The sequence below is a fragment of the Sphingomonas sp. Root720 genome, from assembly GCF_001428605.1.
GTDB lineage: Bacteria > Pseudomonadota > Alphaproteobacteria > Sphingomonadales > Sphingomonadaceae > Rhizorhabdus.
Map to the genome: position 1 here is coordinate 193,041 of NZ_LMID01000010.1, position 22,388 is coordinate 215,428.

At 67.7% G+C, this 22,388-nt stretch carries 19 protein-coding genes; 7 read left to right on the top strand and 12 right to left on the bottom strand.

The window, feature by feature from the left end; all coding sequences use genetic code 11:
• The gene (locus ASE22_RS08280) at positions 1-3,138 is read right to left on the bottom strand and encodes an efflux RND transporter permease subunit (RefSeq protein WP_056357360.1); all 3,138 of its coding nucleotides are present in this window, start codon (positions 3,136-3,138) and stop codon (positions 1-3) included.
• A gap of 12 nt (positions 3,139-3,150) precedes the next feature.
• Positions 3,151-4,290, bottom strand: a complete 1,140-nt coding sequence (locus ASE22_RS08285; protein WP_056357364.1) for an efflux RND transporter periplasmic adaptor subunit — start codon at positions 4,288-4,290, stop codon at positions 3,151-3,153.
• A 145-nt stretch (positions 4,291-4,435) separates the two neighbouring features.
• Between ASE22_RS08285 and ASE22_RS08290 the strand changes: the two genes are divergently transcribed.
• Both ASE22_RS08290 and ASE22_RS08295 read left to right on the top strand, forming a co-directional pair.
• Entirely contained in the window at positions 4,436-5,131 is a 696-nt protein-coding gene (locus tag ASE22_RS08290; protein WP_056357367.1) for a response regulator transcription factor, read from the top strand.
• The gene (locus ASE22_RS08295) at positions 5,131-6,228 is read left to right on the top strand and encodes an ATP-binding protein (protein ID WP_235536241.1); all 1,098 of its coding nucleotides are present in this window, start codon (positions 5,131-5,133) and stop codon (positions 6,226-6,228) included. Before ASE22_RS08290 ends, ASE22_RS08295 begins: the two co-directional genes overlap by 1 nt.
• Positions 6,229-6,255: 27 nt before the next feature.
• On the opposite strand, the gene ASE22_RS08300 is transcribed toward ASE22_RS08295, so the two are convergent.
• The 3 genes from ASE22_RS08300 to ASE22_RS08310 all read right to left on the bottom strand — a co-directional run bounded on the left by ASE22_RS08300 (position 6,256) and on the right by ASE22_RS08310 (position 10,083).
• Positions 6,256-7,227 (bottom strand): XdhC family protein, encoded by a 972-nt coding sequence (locus ASE22_RS08300; protein WP_056357370.1) that lies wholly within the window; start codon positions 7,225-7,227, stop codon positions 6,256-6,258.
• Between the two features lie 209 nt (positions 7,228-7,436).
• A complete protein-coding gene (locus ASE22_RS08305; RefSeq protein ID WP_056357371.1) occupies positions 7,437-9,035 on the bottom strand; it encodes a cisplatin damage response ATP-dependent DNA ligase in 1,599 nt (532 codons plus the stop codon).
• Positions 9,036-9,087: 52 nt separating this feature from the next.
• On the bottom strand, positions 9,088-10,083 hold the full coding sequence (locus tag ASE22_RS08310) for a ligase-associated DNA damage response exonuclease (RefSeq protein ID WP_056357374.1): 996 nt from the start codon (positions 10,081-10,083) through the stop codon (positions 9,088-9,090).
• A 142-nt stretch (positions 10,084-10,225) separates the two neighbouring features.
• On the opposite strand from ASE22_RS08310, the gene ASE22_RS08315 reads away from it, so the two are divergent.
• From ASE22_RS08315 to ASE22_RS08325, 3 genes are read left to right on the top strand one after another with little or no spacing between them, the layout of a single operon-like run.
• Positions 10,226-10,687, top strand: coding sequence for a (2Fe-2S)-binding protein (locus ASE22_RS08315; protein WP_056357377.1), 462 nt, complete (start codon positions 10,226-10,228; stop codon positions 10,685-10,687).
• A gap of 2 nt (positions 10,688-10,689) precedes the next feature.
• Complete coding sequence (locus ASE22_RS08320; protein ID WP_156397505.1) at positions 10,690-12,849, top strand: xanthine dehydrogenase family protein molybdopterin-binding subunit; 2,160 nt, start codon at positions 10,690-10,692, stop codon at positions 12,847-12,849.
• Positions 12,846-13,466: a hypothetical protein gene (locus ASE22_RS08325; protein WP_056357380.1), complete on the top strand. Its 621-nt coding sequence runs from the start codon at positions 12,846-12,848 to the stop codon at positions 13,464-13,466. Before ASE22_RS08320 ends, ASE22_RS08325 begins: the two co-directional genes overlap by 4 nt.
• A gap of 63 nt (positions 13,467-13,529) precedes the next feature.
• Here ASE22_RS08325 and ASE22_RS08330 read toward each other — a convergent pair whose 3' ends face one another.
• From ASE22_RS08330 to ASE22_RS08360, 7 genes are all read right to left on the bottom strand, one after another.
• Positions 13,530-14,621 (bottom strand): 2OG-Fe(II) oxygenase, encoded by a 1,092-nt coding sequence (locus tag ASE22_RS08330; RefSeq protein WP_056357383.1) that lies wholly within the window; start codon positions 14,619-14,621, stop codon positions 13,530-13,532.
• An 18-nt stretch (positions 14,622-14,639) separates the two neighbouring features.
• Positions 14,640-15,395, bottom strand: coding sequence for an anti-sigma factor family protein (locus tag ASE22_RS08335; RefSeq protein ID WP_056357384.1), 756 nt, complete (start codon positions 15,393-15,395; stop codon positions 14,640-14,642).
• On the bottom strand, positions 15,385-15,912 hold the full coding sequence (locus tag ASE22_RS08340) for a sigma-70 family RNA polymerase sigma factor (protein WP_056357387.1): 528 nt from the start codon (positions 15,910-15,912) through the stop codon (positions 15,385-15,387). Before ASE22_RS08340 ends, ASE22_RS08335 begins: the two co-directional genes overlap by 11 nt.
• Positions 15,913-16,098: 186 nt before the next feature.
• Positions 16,099-16,470: a hypothetical protein gene (locus ASE22_RS08345; protein ID WP_056357388.1), complete on the bottom strand. Its 372-nt coding sequence runs from the start codon at positions 16,468-16,470 to the stop codon at positions 16,099-16,101.
• Between the two features lie 66 nt (positions 16,471-16,536).
• Positions 16,537-17,319 carry an SDR family NAD(P)-dependent oxidoreductase gene (locus tag ASE22_RS08350; RefSeq protein ID WP_056357391.1) on the bottom strand — a complete coding sequence of 261 codons (783 nt, stop codon included), beginning with the start codon at positions 17,317-17,319 and terminating at the stop codon, positions 16,537-16,539.
• Between the two features lie 19 nt (positions 17,320-17,338).
• Positions 17,339-18,526, bottom strand: a complete 1,188-nt coding sequence (locus ASE22_RS08355; protein ID WP_056357394.1) for a zinc-dependent alcohol dehydrogenase — start codon at positions 18,524-18,526, stop codon at positions 17,339-17,341.
• Entirely contained in the window at positions 18,526-19,119 is a 594-nt protein-coding gene (locus ASE22_RS08360; protein ID WP_056357396.1) for an SRPBCC family protein, read from the bottom strand. Before ASE22_RS08360 ends, ASE22_RS08355 begins: the two co-directional genes overlap by 1 nt.
• Before the next feature lie 185 nt (positions 19,120-19,304).
• Here ASE22_RS08360 and ASE22_RS08365 point away from each other — a divergent pair, with 185 nt between their 5' ends.
• A complete protein-coding gene (locus ASE22_RS08365; protein WP_056357400.1) occupies positions 19,305-19,817 on the top strand; it encodes a hemerythrin domain-containing protein in 513 nt (170 codons plus the stop codon).
• A gap of 389 nt (positions 19,818-20,206) precedes the next feature.
• Positions 20,207-22,378: a phosphoribosylformylglycinamidine synthase subunit PurL gene (purL, locus tag ASE22_RS08370; RefSeq protein WP_056357403.1), complete on the top strand. Its 2,172-nt coding sequence runs from the start codon at positions 20,207-20,209 to the stop codon at positions 22,376-22,378.
• The last annotated feature ends 10 nt before the right edge of the window (positions 22,379-22,388 follow it).

A 22,388-nucleotide genomic window follows, 5' to 3' on the forward strand; every position in this document is an offset into this window, starting at 1 on the left:
TCACTTCTCCATCGCCGGTGCCGGTTCGATGGCCGGATCCCGCGGCTTGCGCCTGCGGAAGCGCTCGACCAGACCCATCACCACGACGAAGAACACCGGCACGAAGAAGATCGCCAGCACGGTCGCGCTGATCATGCCGCCGAATACACCGGTGCCGATCGCGCGCTGGGTCTCCTTGCTCGCGCCTGTCGCCAGCATCAGCGGCACGACGCCGAGGGTGAAGGCGAGGCTGGTCATGATGATCGGGCGCAGGCGCAGCCGCGCGGCGTGGATCGTCGCCTCGATCGTCGACATGCCCTCGTCGCGCGCAGCCCTGGCGAACTCGACGATCAGGATCGCGTTCTTGGCGCTGAGGCCGATGATCGTGATGAGACCGACCTTGAAGAACACGTCGTTCGACAGGCCCGCGACCATCACCGCCGCGAGCGCGCCGAGCAGGCCGAGCGGCACGACGAGGATCACCGACAGCGGGATCGCCCAGCTTTCGTAGAGCGCCGCGAGCACCAGGAAGACGACGAACATCGACAGCGCGAGCAGCACGAGGGCCTCGTCTCCCGCCTGCCGCTCCTGCAGCGACTGGCCGGTCCATTCGACCGAGAAGCCGGACGGCAGCTGCGCGGCGAGCCGTTCCATCTCCTTCATCGCCGCACCGCTCGAATAGCCGGGCGCTGCCGCGCCGGAGATGCGCATCGCCGGATAGCCGTTGTAGCGGACGAGCTGGAGCGGCGTGACCTCCCAGCGCGGGTTGATAAGCTCGCCCAGCCGGACCGGCTGGCCGGCGCTGTTGCGGACGTAGAGGTTGAGAACGTCGTCGAGCTTCATGCGCGACGGCGCGTCGGCCTGCACGATCACCTGCTGGAGCCGCCCCCGGTTCGGGAAATCGTTGATGTAGGTGGACCCGATCGCCCCGCTCAGGGTCGAGGCGATGTCCGAGAAGGCCACGCCGAGCGTCTGCGCCTTGCGGCGGTCGATCTCCAGCTTGACGCTGCTGCCGGGCGGCAGGCCCTCGGGATAGACGCCCTGCAGCACCTTGCTCTGCGCGGCGAGACCGAGGAGCTGGCCCTGCGCCGCCATGAGCGCCTGCTGGCCCCTGCCCCCGCGGTCCTGCAGGCGCAGCGAAAAGCCCGACGAGTTGCCCAGCCCTTCGATCGATGGCGGCAGGACGCTCATCACCATGCCCTCGCGGATCGCGCCGGTCGCCTGCTGGGCCGAGGCCAGCTCGCTCTGGGCGGTGGCGTCGCCCCGGTCCTTCCAGTCCTTGAGGACGGTGAAGACGAGGGCGGCGTTGGGGCCCGAGCCCGAGAAGCTGAACCCCAGCACTGCCGTCGTGTGGCGGATGCCCGGCCGATCCTTGTTGTTGCGTTCCAGCACGGCGATCGCCTCGCTGGTGCGCGAGATGGTCGCGTCGGCCGGCATCTGGAACGAGGTGATGTAGAAGCCCTGGTCTTCTTCCGGCAGGAAGGCCGACGGAAGATTCAGGAAACCGACCCCGAGCAGGACCAGGACCACCGCGAAGGCCGCCATCATCCGCCCCGTCCGCTTGAGCAGGCGCGCCACCCAACCCCGATAGCCTTCGGTCAGCCCCTCGAACTTGCGATCGAACCAGCCGAAGAAGCCCTTCTTGTCTGCATGGTCCCGCACCGGCTTGAGCAGCGTCGCGCATAGCGCCGGCGTCAGCGACAGCGCCAGGAAGGCCGAAAACAGGATCGATACCGCCATCGAGATGGTGAACTGGCGATAGATCGCCCCGACCGATCCGCTGGAGAAGGCCATCGGAATGAACACCGCGGTCAACACCAGGGTGATGCCGATGATCGCGCCGGTGATCTCGCGCATCGCCTTGCGGGTGGCGTCGCGGGGGGACAGTCCCTCCTCCGCCATCAGCCGTTCGACATTTTCTACGACGACGATCGCGTCGTCGACGATGATGCCGATCGCCAGCACCATGCCGAACATCGTCAAGACGTTCACCGAGAAGCCGGCGATCAGCATCACCGACAGGGTACCGAGCAGCGCGATCGGGGCGACGATCGCCGGGATCAGCGTGTAGCGAAACTTCTGCAGGAAGAGGAACATGACGAGGAAGACAAGGACCATTGCCTCGATCAGCGTCTCCACCACCTTCTCGATCGAAATCCTCACGAAGGGCGCGGTGTCGAACGGCACCATGTAGGAGAGGCCCGGCGGCATCGACTTCGACAGTTCGTCCATCCGGTCGATCACGCCCTGGGACGTCGAGACCGCATTGGCGCCCGGCGACAGCTGGACAGCGAGGATGGCGGTCGGTTTGCCGTTCGAACGGGCGCCGCTGGCGAAATTCTGCGAGGCGAGCTCGATCCGCGCGACATCGCCGAGCAGCACGGTCGATCCGTCGCTATTGGCACGCAGCACGACCTGCTGGAATTGCTCGACCGTCTGGAGCTGGCCGTCGACGGTCAGCGGGATCGTCACCCGCCGCGCGCCGACCGTGGGTTCCGAACCGATCGCACCCGGCGCGATCTGGACGTTCTGCTCGGCGATCGCCCTGTTCACGTCGCCCATCGTCAGGCTGTAGGACAGCAGCTTGGCCGGATCGACCCATACCCGCATCGCGCGCTCGGAGGTGAACAGCTGGACGCGGCCGACCCCGGCCACGCGCTTCAGTTCCTCCGCCACGTTGCGTGCGGCATAGTCGCCCAGCACCCCGGGATCGACCTTGGGATCGTTGGATTGGATGGCGATCAGGGTCAGAAAGCTCGACGAGGCAGCCTCGACCATCACGCCGGTTTGCCGCACCACCTGTGGCAGGCGCGGCTCGGCGGTCTTCAGCCGGTTCTGGACGTCGACCTGCGCCAGTTCGGGGTTGGTGCCGGGCTTGAAGGTCGCGGTGACCTGGGAGGTGCCCGATGTGTCGGTCGAGCTCTCGAAATAGAGCAGGTTCTTCACGCTCGACAGCTCGCGCTCGATCAGCCCGACGACGCTGTCGTTCATCGTCTGCGGCGTAGCGCCCGGATAGGTGGTCGTAATGGTGATGCTGGGCGGGGCGATCGTCGGATAGCGCTCGATCGGCAACTGCGGAATCGCGATCAGACCCATCAGGACGATCGCGATCGCGATCACCCAGGCGAAGACCGGCCGGTCGATGAAGAAATGTGGCATGATCGTCGGGCCTCAGCGCGCCGCCGGGTTGTGCCAGGGCATCGGCTTGACCGCGGCATCGGGCTGGACGCGATCCTGTCCCTCGACGATCACCGTATCGCCGGCCTTCAGCCCGTCCCGGATGACGATCCGGCCGTCCTTCTCGTCACCGGTCACGACCTTGCGGACCTGCGCCTTGTTCCGGCGATCGACGATCTTGACCGTCGTCTCGCCGCTGGCGCCATGCGCGACGGCCTGCAGCGGCACCAGGATCGCGTCGGGCATGGCGAGGCGCGGCAGCCGGGCGCGGACGAACATGCCCGGCAGCAGCAGCCGGCCCCGGTTCGGCACCTCGACCCGCGCGACCACCTCGCCGGTGCCGGGATCGACGCTGATCCCCGAAAAGAGCAGCCGGCCCTTCACCGGATAGACGCTGCCGGTGCTGGAGACGATCTCGACCGGCGCACCCTGGTTGGCGGCGCCGGCGCGCGCCGCCTCCCGCAGCGCATCGAGGCGCGCGGCCGGCTGGCGGACGTCGACATAGACACGGTCGATCTGCTGCACCGTCGCCAGCGGATTGGCGTCGCCGGCGTTGGCGAGCGCGCCTTCGGTCAGCACGGCCTGGTCGATCCGGCCGGTGATCGGCGAACGGATCGTCGCGAAGCCGAGGTCGACCCGGCGCCGTTCGAGGTCGGCGCGAGTCTGGGCGAGGTCGGCCGCCGCCTGCTGGCGGGCGGCGACGGCATCGTCATAGGCCTGGCCGCTGATCGCGTCGCTCTTCACCAGCGGGGCGAGCCTTTGCTCCTGCAGCTTCGCGCGCGATAGCGTGGCCTCGGCGCGACGGACGGTCGCCGCCGCGCTGCCGGCGTCGGCACGAAACGGGGCGGGATCGATCTGGAACAATGGCTGGCCCTCGCGGACCTCGCTGCCCTGCTCGAACAGGCGGCGCTGGACGATCCCGCTCACCTGGGGACGAATCTCGGCGACGCGGAACGCCACGACGCGGCCCGGCAGCTCGTCGGCGATCGCGACGGCCGACGGCACGACCTTCACCACCGACACCTCCGGCGGCGGCGGCGGTCCCTGGGGCTTTTCGCCGCAGGCGGACAGGGCCAGCATCGCAGCGGCGCAAAGCAACGGCGCCGCACGGCGCCTGACATCGAACATCTTCATCGAACCGGATCCAGCTATCTCGCAGGTGGGCCTTTGCACCGGTCGCGTCGAACCATCGTGCGCATTATGTGGAGAAACTGTGGAGACACATGGCCTTCGGGGCCGGGGTTGCGCTACCAGATGGTCGGCAGGAGAGGAAAGCTTTTTGACCAACGCGCTGATATTGGTGGCCGAGGATGAGCCCGAGATCGCCGAGGTGATCGCCGCCTATCTCGAGCGGGAGGGATTCCGCACCGTCCGCGCGGCCGACGGCCGCACCGCGCTCGACCTCCATCTCGCGCTCAAGCCCGATCTCGTCATGCTCGACGTGCAGATGCCCCGGCTCGACGGCTGGGAGGTGCTGGCCGAACTGCGGCGGCGCGGCGACACGCCGGTGATCATGCTGACCGCGCTCGACCAGGACATCGACAAGCTGCAGGCGCTGCGCATCGGCGCCGACGACTATGTGGTGAAGCCGTTCAACGCGGTCGAGGTGGCGGCGCGCGCGCGTGCGGTGCTGCGCCGGGCGAGCGGTGGCCGCGGCACCGTCCTGCGGGTGGGTCCGATCGAGGTCGACCTCGACAGCCATCTCGCCAGCGCCGTCTCCGCGGAAGGGCCCGACCGGATCGCCCTGCCCCTGACCCTTACCGAGTTCCGCATCCTCGCGCACATGGCGCGGGCACCGAAGCGCGCCTTTTCGCGCGGGGAACTGCTCGATGCCTGCCTGCCCGGCGGCGAGGCGCTGGAACGCACCGTCGACACCCATCTCAGCAAGCTGCGCCGCAAGCTGGAGGAAGCCGGCGCACCCGGCTTCGTCAACAATGTCCGCGGCGTCGGTTTCCGCCTGGCGGACGTCGGTTGATGCGGGGGCTGATGCCCGGCGTCGGCGGCCTCGGGCGGCAGATCGTCCTGTCGATGGTGGTGGCGACGATCGCATCGGTGCTGCTGACGATCACCGGGCTCTACGCCTTCTACGGCGTCGTCATCCGCATGGCGCCGCACCTGCTGCCGATGACCGAGCACTGGATGCCGTCGCGGATCGAGTGGATGGTGATCCTGGCGCTGTGCCTGGCGGCGGCGGGCATCACGGTGATCGCCGCCCTGCGGCTGGCGCGACGGATCGTGGCACCGCTGGTCTCGGTCGCCCGCAGCGCGCGCCGCATCGCCGACGGCGATCTCGACGTCCGCGCCGAGGCGGGCGATCGATCGCTGTCCGAAGCGGCGATGCTCGTCGACGACTTCAACCTGATGGCCGACCGGCTGGAACGCGCGTCGCAGGCAGTGACCCGGTGGAACGCCTCGATCGCGCATGAGCTGCGGACCCCCGTCACCATATTGAGCGGCCGGCTGCAGGGATTGGCCGACGGGGTGTTCCAGCCCGACCCGCCATTGCTGCGGTCGCTGGTGGCGCAGGTCGAGGCGCTGACCCGGCTGATCGAGGATCTGCGCACCGTCAGCCTGTTCGAGGGCGGGCGGCTCGACGTCCGCCTGCAGCCGCTCGACCTGTCCGAGGAGGTGGAGGCGGTGGTCCGCCTGATGCAGCCGGGGCTGGAGGCGGCCGGCTTCACGGTCGAGGCCGATCTGGCGCCCTGCCGATGCGATGTCGATCCGGCCCGTATCCGCCAGGCGATCATGGCATTGCTGGAAAATGTGAAGCGCCACGCCCATCCCGCCACGGTGCGCATCCGGCTGACACTGGAACATGACCGGGTCCGCATCGACATCGCCGATCGCGGTCCCGGCCTGACCCCCGATTTTGCGCCTTACGCCTTCGAGCCGTTCCGCCGCTACATGGACCATGAGGGCCCGCTGAAGGGCAGCGGCCTCGGCCTCGCGGTCGTCCTCGCCATCGCCCAGGCGCATGGCGGCACGGCGAGCTACGCGACGGTGGACGGCGGCGCCTGCTTCAGCATGGACTTCCCCTGCCGCAGCGGCCAGCCGAAATGGCCCGCCAAATAGCGGCGTTCCGTCACGCGTAACTGGCGATCAGGCGACGTTGGCAGCCGCAGCGACCACATCGCGCAGCGCCTGCCCGCCGGCTTCGCGCAGCGCGACGACCTGGCCCAGCACCGAGAGCGCCAGCGTATCGGGATCGCGGGTCGCCGGGATCAGCCCGACCGGCCCCCGGATGCGCCGCAGGACGGCCTCTTCCACACCCCGCGCGCGCAACGCGTCGAGGCGCGCCGCATGCGTGGCGCGGCTGCCCATGGCGCCGACGAAGAAAGCATCCTGGCCGATCGCCTGGAGCAGCAGTTCCGCCTCCCAGTCATGGTCGTGGAACAGCAGGACGATGGCGCTATCGCGATCGGCGGCCAGGTGCGGGCTGGCGGCCGGCGTCTTCAGCCAATGTGCCGCGATGCCCTGCGCAGCCATCGAGTCGACGATGTCGCGTTCGGGAGTGAGCACCTGGACATCGGCGCCATAGGCGGCGGCGATCCGCGCCAGCGCACCGACCTCTGCCCCATGACCGACCACGAACACGCGCAGGTCGGGCCGATGCGCCGCGAAGAAGATATCCTCCTGCCAGCCGCTCGTCTCGCGGTCGTGCGGGTCGAGCGCCATTCCGCCGTCGAGGCCGATCGCCAGCGTCGCCTGCGCACGCATGCGCAATCGCTGCTCGGCCGCGCGGACGACGGCCGGCGCGGGCCGCGGCACGATCAGCAGGTCGAGACCACCTCCGCACGGCAGCCGGATGTCGATGAACGGCGATCCTTCGCCGAAGCGCAGCAATTCCGCCTTGCCAGCGCCGACGATGCGAATCGCTTCGCCGACGACGGCCGCCTCGACGCATCCGCCCGAAAGCCAGCCATGGAACGCGCCGGTCTCGCTGACCGCCATATGCGTGCCGGGCGCACGCGAGGAGCGGCCGATCACCCCGGTGATGGTGACGAGGGCGGTTCTCTCGCCGCGACCTTCCGCCTCGATCAGGAAGCGGAAGATGGATTGCGCGTTCTTCATTCGCGACTTCGCGGAGCCAGGATGGGACAGGCGACCATTGCCTTCGATGTAGGGGCAGGCCGGGGGACGAACAAGGCAGACCTTGCGCCTGAAAGACCAGTATCCGCGCGCTCTTCTCTTATGCCGTGGCGATGACGCCGCAGAACGCGCGACCGATGACGGAGACGGGACAGGCCGATCGCAATCGCTTGGCGCTCCGGTGCCGCTCGTCAAACGATGAGTTTTCTCAGATTCTCGATCGTGTCGGCCTCCCCGGGCGGCTTGTCCCTGCGGATGCGGGCGATCCTCGGGAAGCGCATCGCGACGCCCGACTTGTGGCGCTTGCTCTCATGGATGCTGTCGAACGCCAGTTCGACCACCAGCGTCTTCTCGACCTCGCGGACCGGGCCGAAGCGGTTCAGCGTGTGGTTGCGTACGAAGCTGTCGAGCCATTTCAGCTCCTCGTCGGTGAAACCCGAATAGGCCTTGGCGACCGGCAGCAATTCGCCTTCCGCGGACCAGCAGCCGAAGGTGTAGTCCGAATAGAAGCTCGACCGCTTCCCATGGCCACGCTGCGCATACATCATCACGCAGTCGACGCTCAGCGGATCGCGCTTCCACTTGTACCAGAGGCCGGTGCGCCGCCCCGCGATATAGGGACTGTCGCGGCGCTTGAGCATCACCCCCTCGACCGCCGCGTCGCGGGCGCCGGCGCGGGTTTCGGCGAGGTCATCGAAGTCGCGCGCCACGATCACCGCCGATACGTCGAACCGATCGGCGTCGAGCCGTGCCGCAAAGGCCTCGAGCCGGGCGCGGCGCGCGGTCCAGGGCTGCTCGCGCAGATCCTCGTCGCCGTCGATCAGCAGGTCGTAGAGGCGGACGAACGCCGGATAGTCGGCCAGCATCTTCGTCGAAACGTTCTTGCGGCCGAGGCGCTGCTGGAGCGCGTTGAACGACGCCGCCGAGCCGCCATGCTCGGCCGCGCCCTGCGCCTCGCCCCGCACCAGCATCTCGCCGTCGAGCACCGCGTCGATTCCCTCCGCGGCGCGGGCGATGTCGGGGAAGGTCGCGGTGATGTCGTCGCCCGCTCGGCTGTAGAGCCGGACCTCGCCGCCCGTGCCGACGATCTGGACGCGGATGCCGTCCCATTTCCATTCGGCGGCATAGTCGGCGAGGTCGACGGTGCCGTCCTCGAGCGGGTGCGCGAGCATGAAGGGCCGAAAGAACGGCGTACCGCGGGGGTCGGGACGCTCGCCGCCCGCGCCCCAGGCGAAGAGTTCGGCATAGGGCGGGCTGAGCGCGTGCCACACCTCCTCGACCGCATCGACGTCGAGCCCGAAGGCCTGGGCGAAGCCGGTCTTGGCGAGCCGCGCCGAGATCCCCACGCGCAATCCGCCGGTGGCCAGCTTGAGCAGCGCGAAGCGGCCGCTCGCATCGAGATGGTCGAGCATCTCGCCGAGTGCCGCGGGCGCCTCGACACGGCCGAGCCGCATCAGCCGGTCGATCACCGCCGCGAGGCTGAGCGAGCCGTCGTCGATCTCGGCGGGCTGGTCGATCCGCTTGGGCCAGATCAGCGCGACCGTCTCGGCCAGGTCGCCGACATAATCGCGGCTCATCCGGAACAGGATCGGATCGACCCGCTCGTCGACGATGGCGTGGATCGCGGCGCCCTTGACCGCGGGCAGGCTGAGGTCGCCGGTCAGCGCGGCGAGCGCCCAGCCCCGGTCGGGATCGGGCGCCTCGCGCATATAGTCGGCGATCAGCGCCAGCTTGGCGTTGCGCGAGCGGGTATAGACCAGGCCGTCGAGGAGCTGGGAGAAAGCGCGCATCAGCTAAATCTTCCCCTTCCTGGACGGGGAAGAGGATGATCATGGTTCGCGATCATCCCTCGTCCTCGTCCTCATAGCCGACCAGGGCGAGGGCTCGGGCCTGCATCTGGTGCATCGCGCACCAATGGACCAGCGCCTCCTCGCGGCCATGCGTCACCCAGATCTCGGATGGGGCCACTTCACGGATGGTCGCGGTCAGCTCGTCCCAGTCGGCATGATCGGAGATGACGAGCGGCAGCTCCACATTCTTCTGGCGCGCCCGCTGGCGCACGCGCATCCAGCCCGAGGCCATCGCGGTGATCGGGTCGGGCAGCCGCCGCGACCAGCGGTCGTTGAGGGCCGAGGGCGGGGCGACGACGATCCTGCCGCGCAACTGCTCGGCCGAGGCGGCGGTAGCGGAATGGAGCTCGCCCAGCTCGACCCCGAAGTCGCGATAGAGGTCGCACATCCGTTCGAGCGCGCCGTGGACGTAGATCGGATCGCGATGGCCGTGCGCGCGCAGTTCGGCGATCACCCGCTGTGCCTTGCCGAGCGCATAGGCGCCGACCAGCACGCAGCGCTCGGGTGCGGCGTGGAGCGCGCCGAGCAGGCGGTCCATCTCCTGGCCGATGTCGGGGTGGCGGAACACCGGCAGGCCGAAGGTCGCCTCGGTGATGAAGATGTCGCAGGGGACGACCTCGAACGGTGCGCAGGTCGGGTCGTCGCGGCGTTTGTAGTCGCCGGTCACCACGACCCGTTCCCCGGCATGTTCCAGCAATATCTGCGCCGAGCCCAGCACATGGCCTGCCGGCACATAGCTGATGTCGACGCCGCCGAGACGGACGGTCTCGCCATAGGCGACCGGCGTGCCCTCGCTGGTTCCGTAGCGCAGCGCCATGATTGCCAGCGTTTCGGGGGTGGCCCAGCTCATGCCGTGGCCGCCGCGCGCATGATCGGCATGGCCATGGGTAATCAGCGCGCGATCGACCGGTAGCGAGGGGTCGATCCAGGCATCGGCAGGACGGACATGGATCCCCTTGGGTGATGCTTCGATCCACTGAGCGGTCATATCTGTGAGACGATAGCCGACAACACTGGTTCCATCGATCTGGATAAAGCGCTGTAAATCGTCATATATAGCCGCCTTTTTGGTGACATGGCGACTAAACACGCTATGATGTTACCCATCGTAACATTTTAGGTCCAACGCCATGGCCTTCGCTATCAAAGTCAACGGCACCGATCGCAGCGTCGATGTCGATGAGGACACTCCCCTGCTCTGGGTCATCCGCGACGATCTCGGCCTCACCGGTACGAAGTTCGGCTGCGGCGTCGCTATGTGCGGCGCCTGCACCGTGCATATGGATGGCCAGCCGCTGCGGTCCTGCGCGATGCCCATCTCCGGCGTGACGGGCGAGATCACCACGATCGAGGCGGTCGAGGGACCCGAGGCCAAGGCGGTGCAGGCCGCCTGGGTCGCCCATGACGTACCCCAATGCGGCTATTGCCAGTCGGGCCAGGTGATGAGCGCGGTCGCGCTGCTCCGCGAGAACCCCAAGCCCAGCGACAGGGACATCGACCTCGCCATGAACGGCAATCTCTGCCGCTGTGCCACCTATATTCGCATCCGCGCCGCGATCCACGACGCGGCAAAGACGCTGGCGGTGGCCTGACCATGGGCGCGCACGACACCCGCTTCTCCCGCCGCGACGCGCTGAAGGCCGCCGGCGCCCTGGTCATCGGCATGTGCCTGCCCGTCGGAACCGGCAAGGCGCGGGCGCAGGCCAAGGGGCCGCCGCCGGTCGATCCCAACGCCTTCATCCGCATCGGTACCGACGACAGCGTCACGGTGATCGTCAAGCATATCGAGTTCGGCCAGGGTCCTTATACCGGCCTCGCGACGCTTGCGGCCGAGGAACTGGATGCCGACTGGGCACAGGTGCGCGCAGAGAGCGCACCGGCCAACGCGGCGCTCTATGCCAATACAATGCTCGGCGCGCAGCTGACCGGGGGCTCCTCGGCGATCGCCAACAGTTTTGATCAGATGCGCCGCGCCGGTGCCATGGCCCGGGCGATGCTGGTCCAGGCGGCCGCCGCCAAGTGGAAGGTACCGGCCGCCGACATCACCGTCGCCAAGGGCATCATCAGCCACGCGCCGAGCGGCCGTTCCTCGGGGTTCGGCGCATTCGCCGCCGCCGCTGCCAAGCTGCCGACGCCCAAACAGGTGACGCTCAAGCAACCGTCAGCCTTCACCCTGATCGGCAAGGACCGGTCCGGGATGCGGGTCGACAGCGCCGACAAGTCGACCGGGCGCGCCAAGTTCACCATCGACATGACCGCGCCGGACATGCTGACGGTGCTGGTCGCGCGCAGCCCGCGTTTCGGCGGCGCCGTCAGGAGCTTCGACGCCGCCGAGGCGCTGAAGGTCAAGGGCGTCGTCGCGGTCCGGCAGGTGTCGAGCGGGGTCGCGGTCTATGCGCGTGGCATGTGGCCGGCGATCAAGGGCCGCAAGGCGCTGAAGGTCGAGTGGGACGACAGCAGGGCCGAGATGCGCGGCACCGAGGAGATGATCTCCGCCTATCTCGAACAGACGCGCAAGCCCGGCCTCGTCCACCGCGAGAGCGGCGACGTGGCCAAGGCGCTGGCCGCCGGCGGCGAGGTGATCGAGGCGGAATATGTCTTTCCCTATCTCGCCCATGCGCCGATGGAACCGCTCGACGGCTTCATGATCTGGGACGGCACCACCGCCCGGGCCCGCTTCGGATCGCAGGGCCAGACGATCGACCAGGGTGCCATCGCCAAGGTCTTCGGCATCCCGATGGACAAGGTCGAGATAGAGACGCTGCTGGCGGGCGGCAGCTTCGGCCGCCGCGCCCAGACCACCGGCCATCTCGCGACCGAACTGGCCGAGGTCGCCAAGGCGATGCCGGTCGGCACGCCGGTCAAGCTGGTGTGGACGCGCGAAGACGACATCCATGGCGGTTATTACCGTCCGCTGTTCGTCCACCGCTTCCGCGGCGCGGTGAAGGACGGCAGGATCGCCGCCTGGTCGAACACGATGATGGGTCAGTCCTTCATGATCGGTTCGCCGTTCGAGGCCTTCGCCGTGAAGAACGGTGTCGACTCGATCATGAGCGAGGGCGCCAGCGAGCTGCTCTACGAGATCGCCGATTTCCGCTGCGACGCCCATGTCGCGAAGTCGCCGGTGCCGACCTTGTGGTGGCGATCGGTCGGCCACACCCACACCGGCTATGCGGTCGAATGCTTTGTCGACCAGCTGCTGGTCGCAGCGGGGCAGGACCCGGTGGCCGGGCGACTGGCGATGATGGGCAAAAATCCGCGCGCCGCCGGAGCGTTGAAAGCCGTCGCCGAACTGGCGCAGTGGAAAGGCCCGCAGGTCGGGAACGGCCGGGCGCGTGGCGTCGCCGTGGTCGAGAGCTTCAACAGCTTCGTCGCGCAGATTGCCGAGGTTTCGATCGGCGACGATGGCGCGCCCCGCGTCCACAAGGTGTGGGCCGGGGTGGACTGCGGCGTGGCCGTCAATCCCGACATCATCCGCGCCCAGCTCGAGGGCGGCATCGGCTATGCGCTGGGTCATGCCCTTTACGCCGAGGTGCCGCTGGCGGAGGGTCGGCCGACCGTCTCCAATTTCAACGATTATCGCTCGCTGAGGATCAACGAGATGCCCGAGGTCGAAGTGGTCGTGGTGCAGTCGGCCGAAGCGCCGACCGGGATCGGCGAACCGGGGGTTCCACCGCTGGCTCCCGCCGTCGCCAACGCGCTGGCCGCGCTCGGCCGCCAGCGTCCGGCCCGACTGCCGATGGTGCGCGCATGATCGCCCGGCTCGCCGTCGTCGCGGCCCTCGCCGCGCTCGCCGTCGCCGGGGCGGGGATCGCCGCGGATAAGGAGATCGCCGCGCCACCGATGGCGACCAGCCTGCGTCCGCTGTCGGACTTCGCCGGCATCAAGGATCGCAAGGCCCGCTCGCTTGCGCTGTTTGCCGAGGTCGGCAAGGTGATCCAGCATCCCCGCTGTCTGAACTGCCACCCGGCCGGCGAGCGTCCGAGCCAGACCGATGCCATGCGTCCGCACATGCCGCTGGTCGTGCGCGGCGACGGCGGCATGGGGGCGACCGGAATGCGCTGCATGACCTGCCACCATGAAAAGAATTTCGAGCCGGCGGGCGTACCGGGCAATCCGAAGTGGCAACTGGCACCCGAGGAGATGGCCTGGCAGGGCAAGTCGCTCGGCGCGATCTGCACGCAGATCAAGGACAAGCAGCGCAACGGCGGCAAATCGATGGCTGAACTCGTCCACCACATGGCCGAGGACGAGCTCGTCGGCTGGAGCTGGCATCCGGGCGGCAAGCGCACGCCGGCCCCCGGCACCCAGGCCGCGTTCGGGACGCTGTTCAAGGCCTGGGCGGATTCGGGCGCCTATTGCCCGGGCTGAGGCGGCTTCTCCCCGGGCAACGTGAGGATCCCGGGGAACGATCCCAGCTTGGCCGGAACGAAGCTACGCGTCGGCCCGATAGTTCGCCAGCTCGGCGCTCACCTTGCCCGACCGTGAGATCGCCTCGCGCTGGCGAGCTGCGGCGTCGTCATACAGGAAGGGCAGGCAGGCATAGCGCCTGCCGCGGGTGACCGGCGTGGCCTCGTGCAGCAACGAGCAGGAGAAAACCACGGCGCCGCCCGTCGGGGCGCGGTAGCGGCGGCTTCCGAACTCGGGAAAGACCAGGTCGCCGCCCTCATAGTCGTCCGCGTTGAGGTTGATCGTGCAGGCGAAACGCCGATGGGCGGTGCCCGCCGTCGTGTTGTCGCGGTGCGGCCGGAAGAAGCCGCCTTCGCTGCCGTCATAGCAGGCCACCACATAGCGTTCGAGGCGGGTCGCCCGGAACTGGAAGGCGCGTTCGATCTGCGGCAGCAGGAAGCGGGTGAGCCTCGCCCGGATCTGCTCGCGAAGGATATCGTCGCCATCGATGTGATAGTCGTTCCGCCGCTTCACGGCGGCATCCATCACGCCGACCGTCTTGCCGTCGACCTCGCGCATGAACCCCGACGGCCGGCCGCCATTCTCCTCGTAGAGGTCGATCAGGCGGCGACAGAAGGCCGGCTCGAATATGTTCGGAATCTGCAGGACGGGGGCGGGCACGTCGGGCTCGGGGCGGCCGAGGCGTGCCCGGAGGAAACCGAACAGCTTCTCGCCGGCGTCGATGGCGGCACGGCCGATCACCCGCAGCATCGGATCGCAGACCAGCCAGTGCGGCTGGGTCAGCCCGGCAGGCCCCACGGCCCGGAACCGCCGGGCGATCGACTGATCGGGGTCGAGGAACCAGCGGATACCCGGCATCAGATGCGCTATGCGCTGCTGGCCCACATCCTCGGGGTCGTTCGTCACGCCGAAGAAACAGGCCCTTCTGTCGTCGAACAGCTTGCGGTGGGCCATGAGCGTGGCCAGCGCGGCCTGGGCCTGGGCGCTTCCCGCGCTGGCCACGAACAGCAGCATGACATGGCGGCCGCCGACGCTGCTGAAATGGAACTGGGGCTTGTCGAGCGTCGGCGCGACGAACCAGGGCGCCGGGTCTCCCGGCTCGAGAAATCCGTTCATCGTGCGGCCGTGCCCCGATCAGATCGCATCTTCGGCAATATTCTCGGCCATTGTGTCCATGGTCTCTGGCTCCTCCGGCCCGGTGATCGCATAGGACATCTCGCCCTCGCGCCAATAGGCGACGGAAGCGCCCTCGTGCCGGACCGCGGTCGGCTCGACGGGGGCATCGCTCGGCGCGCGCACGGCGAAGATCGACAGTTTCTTCGCGTTGGGCGTGCGGATCATCAGCTGCAGCGCCGGGCCTTCCTTCGATGGGAAGATCTGGGCGTCGGTCACGACCCATTTGGCAGGCAGGCGGGGCACGCGAATCCGGGTGCTGCGCTGGACCTCGCCCGCATCGAAGCGCGGGGCCTCGATCTGCGAAACCATCGTCTCGCGTAGCAGGCCGGTGCGATAGGCCGCGACGGCGTCTCCGACATAGGCGGGCGGGCTGGCCTTCACGTCGCGGCCGGGCAGCACGACGATCATGATCAGCGCCGCCGCCGCGAGCCCCTGCGTGACGCGGCCGCCCCAAAGGTTGCGGAAACTCCGCACCGGGCCCTCGCTCAGCCGGTTCGACAGGCGGGCGGCGGCCGACAGCATCTCCGGTGGCGCATCGTCGAGTTCGGCGGCCATCAATCGCAGCGACGTGCGAAGCCTCAAATCCTCGATGAAGACGTGCGCTGCCGCCGCATCGGCAGCGAGGTGGCTTTCCACCTCGAGCCGGCGGCGAAGGTCGAGCTCGCCATCCAGATAGGCCTGGATCTCGGTTTCGGTGACGGGTTCAGGATGCATCCTTGCCTCCAACGACATGCAGGCGGGCCGCTTCGGCGACCTGGGGTTCGCGCAGGGCGGCGCGCGCGCGGTGCAGCCGCGACATGATCGTGCCGACCGGCACGCCGATGGCCGTCGCGGCCTCGTGATAGCTGAGTCCCTGGACACTGATGAGGCTTATGACCGCACGATGCTCTTCGGGCAGCGCCTCGAACCGGGCCGAGACCTCGCGGAGGATCACCGCCTGCTCCTGGCCGCCACTGGCGACCAGGCCTTCGCTGAGCTGGCTGAGCTTCGCATTGCGGCGCTGCTCACTGCTCTCGCGCCGCTTCTGGTCGATGAACAGGTTGTGGAGGATCGACAGCAGCCATGACCGCAGCGACCGGTCGGGCCGATAGGTCGACGCCCGTTCATAGGCGCGGAGCAGCGCCTCCTGGACCAGATCGTCGGCGGCTCCCGCCTCCCTCGTCAGGGCTCGCGCATAGCCGCGCAACCGCGGCAATTCGCGCTCGATATCATTGGGAGTCCATCCACTCATGCCCGGAGATACGCATGGGGCGAGCGATTATTCCATGATTAAGCAACGCGGCCGCCAGAGCGGCAATCGATGACCGGCTCAGTGGGTCCGGCACCTTGTCGTCACCGCCGGTACCGGCCGCTTCCCAGACATAGCGGGACGATCGAGATCGAGCTCAGATGCCGGAAAGCGGGCCCGGCCCCAATCTCATTCCTCGACCTTCTCCTTGTCCAGCGTCCGCGCGGCGAGAAAGTCGGCCAGCGCCACACCCGCCACGATGCCAAGCGCCAGGAACGCCATCTTGCGGCGGGGATTGGCCGGCGCAGCGATATAGGCGAGTGCCGCCAGGTCGAAGGCGTCCCCCGCCAGCCGCCATTTGACGGGCGTCGCATTCGCCGGCTTCATCAAGCCCGCGATGCCGGTGGCCACTTCGCGCGCGCCGACGATCCGGAACAGCCGGCCGCCCATGTCCGCTCCGGCGCCGATGCCGTGCCCGAAGCGCGGCCCCAGCACCAGGTCGGTGACACCGAAAGCCAGGCTCGCCACGCCGACCGCTCGCCCTATTATCTCCGTCTTCATCCGCGTCCCCTGTCCTGCCGCTTGAGCGGCCCGCCATCAACGCGGCCGCGAACCGAAAGCTCCTGCTCAGCGTTCGGCGGTGCCGGGCTCGGCCATCTTGCGGTGCATCTCCGCCAGCGTGGCGGCCGGGGTGACGCTCGCGATCGTCTTCTGGACCTTGTTCTTCCAGCCCGAGACGATATGGCCCTCGCCCTTCATCAGCGCGTCCCAGCCGTCCTGCGCGACCTTGGCCGCGTCGTCCTTTTCCTGGGTGCCCACCTTGGTGTCCATCATGTCGGCGCGTTCGAAGAACTCGGTCTCGGTCGGCCCGGGCATCAGGGTCGTGATGGTGATCCCCTTCTTCTCCTTCAGCTCGTTGCGGAGCGCGTCCGCGAAACTGTCGATGAAGGCCTTGGTGCCGTTGTAGACGGCCTGGAAGCTGCCCGGCATGTAGCCGGCGATCGAGCCGGTGATCAGCACCTTGCCGTCGTCCCGCGCGGCCATGGCGACGAGGACCTTCTGGAGCAGGTAGAGCGTCCCCGTGACGTTCGTGTCGATCACATGGCGCCATTCGGCGACCTCCTGGCCCAGGAAGTCGCGACCCAGGCCGTGGCCGGCATTGGCGCACAGCAGGTCGACCTTTCGCGCGCCGGCTGCGCCGAGCAGCCTGTCGACCCCTTCCAGCGTGGACAGGTCGGCCTCGACCGCCTCGACGGTAGCGCCTTCTCGGCGCAACTGATCGGCGGCGGCCGCGACATAGGTTTCGTCGGCAACGATCAACAGGTCATATCCCTCGCGCGCCGCTATGCGCGCCAGTTCCAGACCTATGCCGGACGATGCGCCGGTCACGATGGCGAATTTCTCGGCCATGGCTGCGTTTCTCCTTTTCTCAGTGGGTGGCCGTCATGCCGGGTTTCAGCACGACCTTGGTCACCTCGTTCTGTTCGTCGTGGAACATCCTGTAGCCTTCGGCCGCCTGTTCGAGCGGGAGGCGGTGACTGATCAGGAAGGTCGTATCGATCTTGCCTTCCATGATCGCGTTGAGCAGCCCGGGCATATAATGCTGGACATGGGTCTGCCCGGTCTTGAGCGTCAGCCCCTTCTCCATGAATGCGCCGAGCGGGAATTTGTCGACGATGCCGCCATAGACCGCCGGCATCGACACGCGCCCACCCTTGCGGCAGGCGACGATCGCCTGGCGGATGGAGTGGATGCGATCGGTGCCGAGGAAAGTGGAGGCCTTGATCTGGTCGATCACATTGTCGACGAAGAAACCGTGCGCCTCGAGGCCGACCGCGTCGATCACCGCGTCGGGCCCGATTCCGCCGGTCATCTCCATCAGCGCCTCGTAGGTCTTGCTCTCTTCGAAGTTGATCGTCTCCGCGCCGAAGCCCTTCGCCAGTTCCAGCCGGCGCGGGAAATGATCGATCGCTATGACCCGTTCCGCGCCCATCAGGAAGGCCGACTGGACCGCGAACAGGCCGACCGGCCCACAGCCCCATACCGCCACCGTGTCGCCGGGTTCGATCTGGGCATTCTCCGCCGCCATCCAGCCGGTCGGCAGGATGTCCGAGAGGAACAGCACCTTATCGTCGTCGACCCCGTCGGGAATGACGATCGGGCCAACGTCGGAGAAGGGAATCCGGGCATATTCCGCCTGTCCGCCGGCATAGCCGCCGGTCATGTGGCTGTAGCCGAACAGGCCGGCCATCGGCTGACCGTACAGCTCCATCGCGATGTCCTGGTTGTCGGCGGGGTTGCCGTTGTCGCAGGCCGAATATTGATGCTTGCCGCAATGGAAGCAGGAACCACAGGCGATCGTGAAGGGGACGACGACGCGCTGCCCCTTCTTCAGGGTCGATTTCGGCCCCGTCTCGACCACCTCGCCCATGAACTCGTGGCCGAGGATGTCACCCTTCTTCATCGTCGGGATGTAGCCGTCGTAGAGATGGAGGTCCGATCCGCAGATAGCAGTCGACGTGATGCGGATGATCGCGTCGCGCGGGTTGAGGATTTCGGGATCGTCGACCGTCTCGACGCGAACGTCGTGCTTGCCGTGCCAGGTGAGCGCGCGCATCAGGCCTTCTCCTCTTCCAGCTGCTTTCTCGTGCGGGACGCGGTGGCGATCTCGCCGGTCTCCATGAGCTGCTTGAAGCGGCGGAGGTCGCGCCGCGCCTGGATGGCGGGTTCGCGCTGGAAGATCTTGGCGATGACCTTTCCGACCACGCCGGCCGGCGGATCATAGACGATCGTGGCGGTGACCTGGGTGCCGCGGCCGCCGGGCGCATCCCGGAAGTCGATGCGACCGCTGTTCGGCACGTCGGCGCCCTCGGCCGATACCCAGGCGATCATCTCGCCTTCGCGTTCCTCGGTGATGACGGCATCCCATTCGACGGTCCGGCCGGCAGGCGCTTTCACCACCCAATGCGAACGCCGATCGTCGATCACGTCGATCCGCTCGACATTGTCCATGAAACTCGGCAGCCGGGCGAAGTCGCGCCAATAGGCGTAGAGTTCCGCCCGCGGACGGTTGATCGTGACGGTGCGTCCGATCAGGGTATCGCCCTTCGCCTCGGCCAGCGCTGCGCTGGCCCGATCGACGGCATCGTTCTGCTTGGACGTAGCCAAGGGGGCATCGTCCCGCTGTTCGCGGGCTTGGGTGTCGGTCATGACATCCTCCGGTTTGATGATGCGCGAACAACCCCGGCTGCTCGTGCCCGTTCCTCTCATTGCGGGAACGTTCATGTTTTTTATCCGGACGATTAATCCAGGTTAACGCCCTGCTGAGAGTCATTCTCAAGGGGCACTTCCGCGCGGCGACATGCGTTCAGCAGCGTCCCAAACAGGAGGTATACATGGCTCAAGGCGAGTTCACCGACGCGATCGCTCTGCTCAAGGCCGACCATCGCAAAGTCGAGGGTCTGTTCGAACAATTCGAGAAAGCGACCGGCGCATCCACCAAGCAGAAGCTTTGCCATCAGATCTGCACCGAGTTGAAGATCCACACGATGCTCGAGGAGGAGATCTTCTACCCGGCGCTGCGCGGCAAGATCGAGGACGATACGCTCGACGAGGCCTATGTCGAGCATGACGGCGCCAAGGTCCTGATCAACGATCTGGAGAGCAGCGGTCCCGATGCAGACTTCTACGACGCGAAGGTCACGGTGCTGTCCGAGGAGATCAAGCACCATGTGAAGGAAGAGGAGATGCCGAAGGAGGGCATGTTCGCCCAGGCCCGCGAAACCGACGTCGACCTGGTCGCGATGCGCGACCAGATGCTGGCGCGCAAGCAGGAGCTGCTCGCCCAGGCGGAAGCATCGGGACTTCCCATCGCCAAACCCAGCGCCGTCAACCTCGTCACCGCCTGATCGTCTTGGCCGCACCGGCCTGCGCCGGTGCGGCTTCAGGACCGTCATGAACAAATATCCCGGTAGTCGGCTATGACCGAGACTGTCCGCGACATTAGCCGCCGATGTGGACGCCCTGACCCATGAGGTGCTGGCAGGCGAGCGAGCGGAGCCTGGCGCCCCCGCGATGACGGCCGGCTCGCCCGTCCGTCGCACGGTAAGTTCGTCCTGGCGGTGACGCTCCATTTTTGCCGTGTTGGCGGCGCCGGTCCGATCGTCCACCGCGAGGTCCATTTGGGGCCGCTCGGTCGCGGTCCCGTGAGGATCGCCTGTGTACGGATTGCGCTGGAGATGTTGAAGGAAGCGATCAAGGTCTAGGCGCGCGGCGATTCGCCCGCTATCGGCGGCGCATGACCCAGACCACCGAGATCACGCCCGCCATCGTCGCCGAGCACGGCCTGTCCATCGAGGAATATGAGCGCATCCTGCACGCTCTGGGCCGCGCTCCGAACCTGACCGAGCTGGGTATCTTCTCGGTGATGTGGTCCGAGCATTGCAGCTACAAGTCGAGCCGCATCCACCTGAAGAAGCTGCCGACCACAGGCCCGCAGGTCATCTGCGGCCCGGGCGAGAACGCCGGCGTCGTCGACATCGGCGACGGCCAGGCCGCGATCTTCAAGATGGAGAGCCACAACCATCCGTCCTATATCGAGCCCTATCAGGGCGCGGCGACGGGCGTCGGCGGCATCCTGCGCGACGTCTTCACCATGGGCGCGCGCCCCGTCGCCAACCTGAACGCGCTGCGCTTCGGCCGGCCCGACCATCCCAAGATGCGGCACCTGATCGCGGGCGTGGTCCACGGCATCGGCGGCTACGGCAACTGCGTCGGCGTGCCGACGGTCGGCGGCGAGGTCAATTTCCACGGTGCCTATGACGGCAACATCCTCGTCAACGCGATGACGGTGGGTGTCGCCGAAACCAACAAGATCTTCTATTCGGCCGCCTCGGGCGTCGGCAACTCGATCGTCTATGTCGGGTCGAAGACCGGCCGTGACGGCATCCATGGCGCAACCATGGCGTCGGCCGACTTCTCGGAGGATTCGGAGGAGAAGCGCCCGACCGTGCAGGTGGGCGATCCCTTTACCGAGAAGCTGCTGATCGAGGCCTGCCTGGAGCTCATGTCGTCCGACGCGATCGTCGCGATCCAGGACATGGGTGCCGCCGGCCTGACCTCATCCTCGGTCGAGATGGCGTCGAAGGGCGGGGTCGGCATCGAGCTCGACATGAACGCCGTGCCCTGCCGCGAGACCGGCATGACCCCCTATGAGATGATGCTGTCGGAATCGCAGGAGCGGATGCTGATGGTGCTCAAGCCCGGCCGCGAGGGCGAGGCCGAGGCGATCTTCCGCAAGTGGGAACTCGACTTCGCGGTGATCGGCAAGGTCACCGACACCGGCCGGATGGTGCTGCGCTTCGACGGCGAGACGGTTTGCGACATCCCGCTCGGCCCGCTGGCCGACGAAGCCCCGCTCTACGATCGCCCATGGGTCCCGACCGCCAAGCGCGAGCCGCTGGGCAAGGTCCCCGCCAAGGGCTCGATCGGCGACAATCTGGTGGCGCTGATGGCGTCCCCCGACCTCGCCAGCCGGCGCTGGATCTGGGAGCAATATGACCACATGGTCGGCGCCGACACCGTGCAGCGCCCGGGCGGCGACGCCGCGGTCGTCCGGGTACATGGGACGAAGAAGGGCATCGCGATCAGCACCGATTGCACGCCGCGCTACGTCTTCGCCGATCCGGTCGAGGGCGGCGCGCAGGCGATCGCCGAATGCTGGCGCAACATCACCGCCGTCGGCGCGAAGCCTTTGGCGACCACCGACTGCATGAACTTCGGCAACCCGCAGCGGCCCGAGATCATGGGCCAGTTCGTCGGCGCGATCGAGGGGATGGCAAAGGCCTGCAAGGCGCTCGACTTCCCGATCGTCTCGGGCAATGTCAGCCTCTACAACGAAACCAAGAACGACGACGGATCGGGCAGCGCGATCTTGCCGACCCCGGCGATCGGCGGCATCGGCCTGCTGGCCGACGTCGACAGCATGGCGACGATCGCCTTCAAGGCGGCCGGCGAGCATATCGTCCTGATCGGCGAGGACGGCACTCATCTCGGCCAGTCGCTGTGGCTGCGCACCGTCGCCGGCCGCGAGGATGGACCGCCGCCGCCCGTCGACCTCGAACTGGAGAAGCGCAACGGCGACTTCGTCCGCGAGCTGATCCTGCGCGGCCAGGTCACCGCAGTCCACGACCTTTCCGACGGCGGCCTGCTGGTCGCGCTCGCCGAAATGGCGCTGGCGGGCGGCATCGGCGCGCATGTCGACGAGCTCGACCATGTCCGCGCGTTCGGCGAGGACCAGGCCCGCTATGTCGTCACCACCGCCAATTCGGACGCGATCCTGGCCGCCGCGCTGACCGCCGGCGTCACCGCCCGCCGCCTCGGCACGACCGGCGGCGACCATCTCGTCGGCGTGCCGCTACACAAGCTGCGCGACGCGCATGAAGGCTTCTTCCCCGCGCTCATGGGGTAGCGAACCAGAT

Bases quoted from the DNA above. Each gene is read 5' to 3' on its own strand.
- ASE22_RS08280 (WP_056357360.1), bottom strand. From the start codon at position 3,138: ATGCCACATTTCTTCATCGACCGGCCGGTCTTCGCCTGGGTGATCGCG.
- ASE22_RS08285 (WP_056357364.1), bottom strand. From the start codon at position 4,290: ATGAAGATGTTCGATGTCAGGCGCCGTGCGGCGCCGTTGCTTTGCGCC.
- ASE22_RS08295 (WP_235536241.1), top strand. From the start codon at position 5,131: ATGCGGGGGCTGATGCCCGGCGTCGGCGGCCTCGGGCGGCAGATCGTC.
- ASE22_RS08300 (WP_056357370.1), bottom strand. From the start codon at position 7,227: ATGAAGAACGCGCAATCCATCTTCCGCTTCCTGATCGAGGCGGAAGGT.
- ASE22_RS08305 (WP_056357371.1), bottom strand. From the start codon at position 9,035: ATGCGCGCTTTCTCCCAGCTCCTCGACGGCCTGGTCTATACCCGCTCG.
- ASE22_RS08310 (WP_056357374.1), bottom strand. From the start codon at position 10,083: ATGACCGCTCAGTGGATCGAAGCATCACCCAAGGGGATCCATGTCCGT.
- ASE22_RS08315 (WP_056357377.1), top strand. From the start codon at position 10,226: ATGGCCTTCGCTATCAAAGTCAACGGCACCGATCGCAGCGTCGATGTC.
- ASE22_RS08320 (WP_156397505.1), top strand. From the start codon at position 10,690: ATGGGCGCGCACGACACCCGCTTCTCCCGCCGCGACGCGCTGAAGGCC.
- ASE22_RS08325 (WP_056357380.1), top strand. From the start codon at position 12,846: ATGATCGCCCGGCTCGCCGTCGTCGCGGCCCTCGCCGCGCTCGCCGTC.
- ASE22_RS08330 (WP_056357383.1), bottom strand. From the start codon at position 14,621: ATGAACGGATTTCTCGAGCCGGGAGACCCGGCGCCCTGGTTCGTCGCG.
- ASE22_RS08335 (WP_056357384.1), bottom strand. From the start codon at position 15,395: ATGCATCCTGAACCCGTCACCGAAACCGAGATCCAGGCCTATCTGGAT.
- ASE22_RS08340 (WP_056357387.1), bottom strand. From the start codon at position 15,912: ATGAGTGGATGGACTCCCAATGATATCGAGCGCGAATTGCCGCGGTTG.
- ASE22_RS08345 (WP_056357388.1), bottom strand. From the start codon at position 16,470: ATGAAGACGGAGATAATAGGGCGAGCGGTCGGCGTGGCGAGCCTGGCT.
- ASE22_RS08350 (WP_056357391.1), bottom strand. From the start codon at position 17,319: ATGGCCGAGAAATTCGCCATCGTGACCGGCGCATCGTCCGGCATAGGT.
- ASE22_RS08355 (WP_056357394.1), bottom strand. From the start codon at position 18,526: ATGCGCGCGCTCACCTGGCACGGCAAGCACGACGTTCGCGTCGAGACG.
- ASE22_RS08360 (WP_056357396.1), bottom strand. From the start codon at position 19,119: ATGACCGACACCCAAGCCCGCGAACAGCGGGACGATGCCCCCTTGGCT.
- ASE22_RS08365 (WP_056357400.1), top strand. From the start codon at position 19,305: ATGGCTCAAGGCGAGTTCACCGACGCGATCGCTCTGCTCAAGGCCGAC.
- purL (WP_056357403.1), top strand. From the start codon at position 20,207: ATGACCCAGACCACCGAGATCACGCCCGCCATCGTCGCCGAGCACGGC.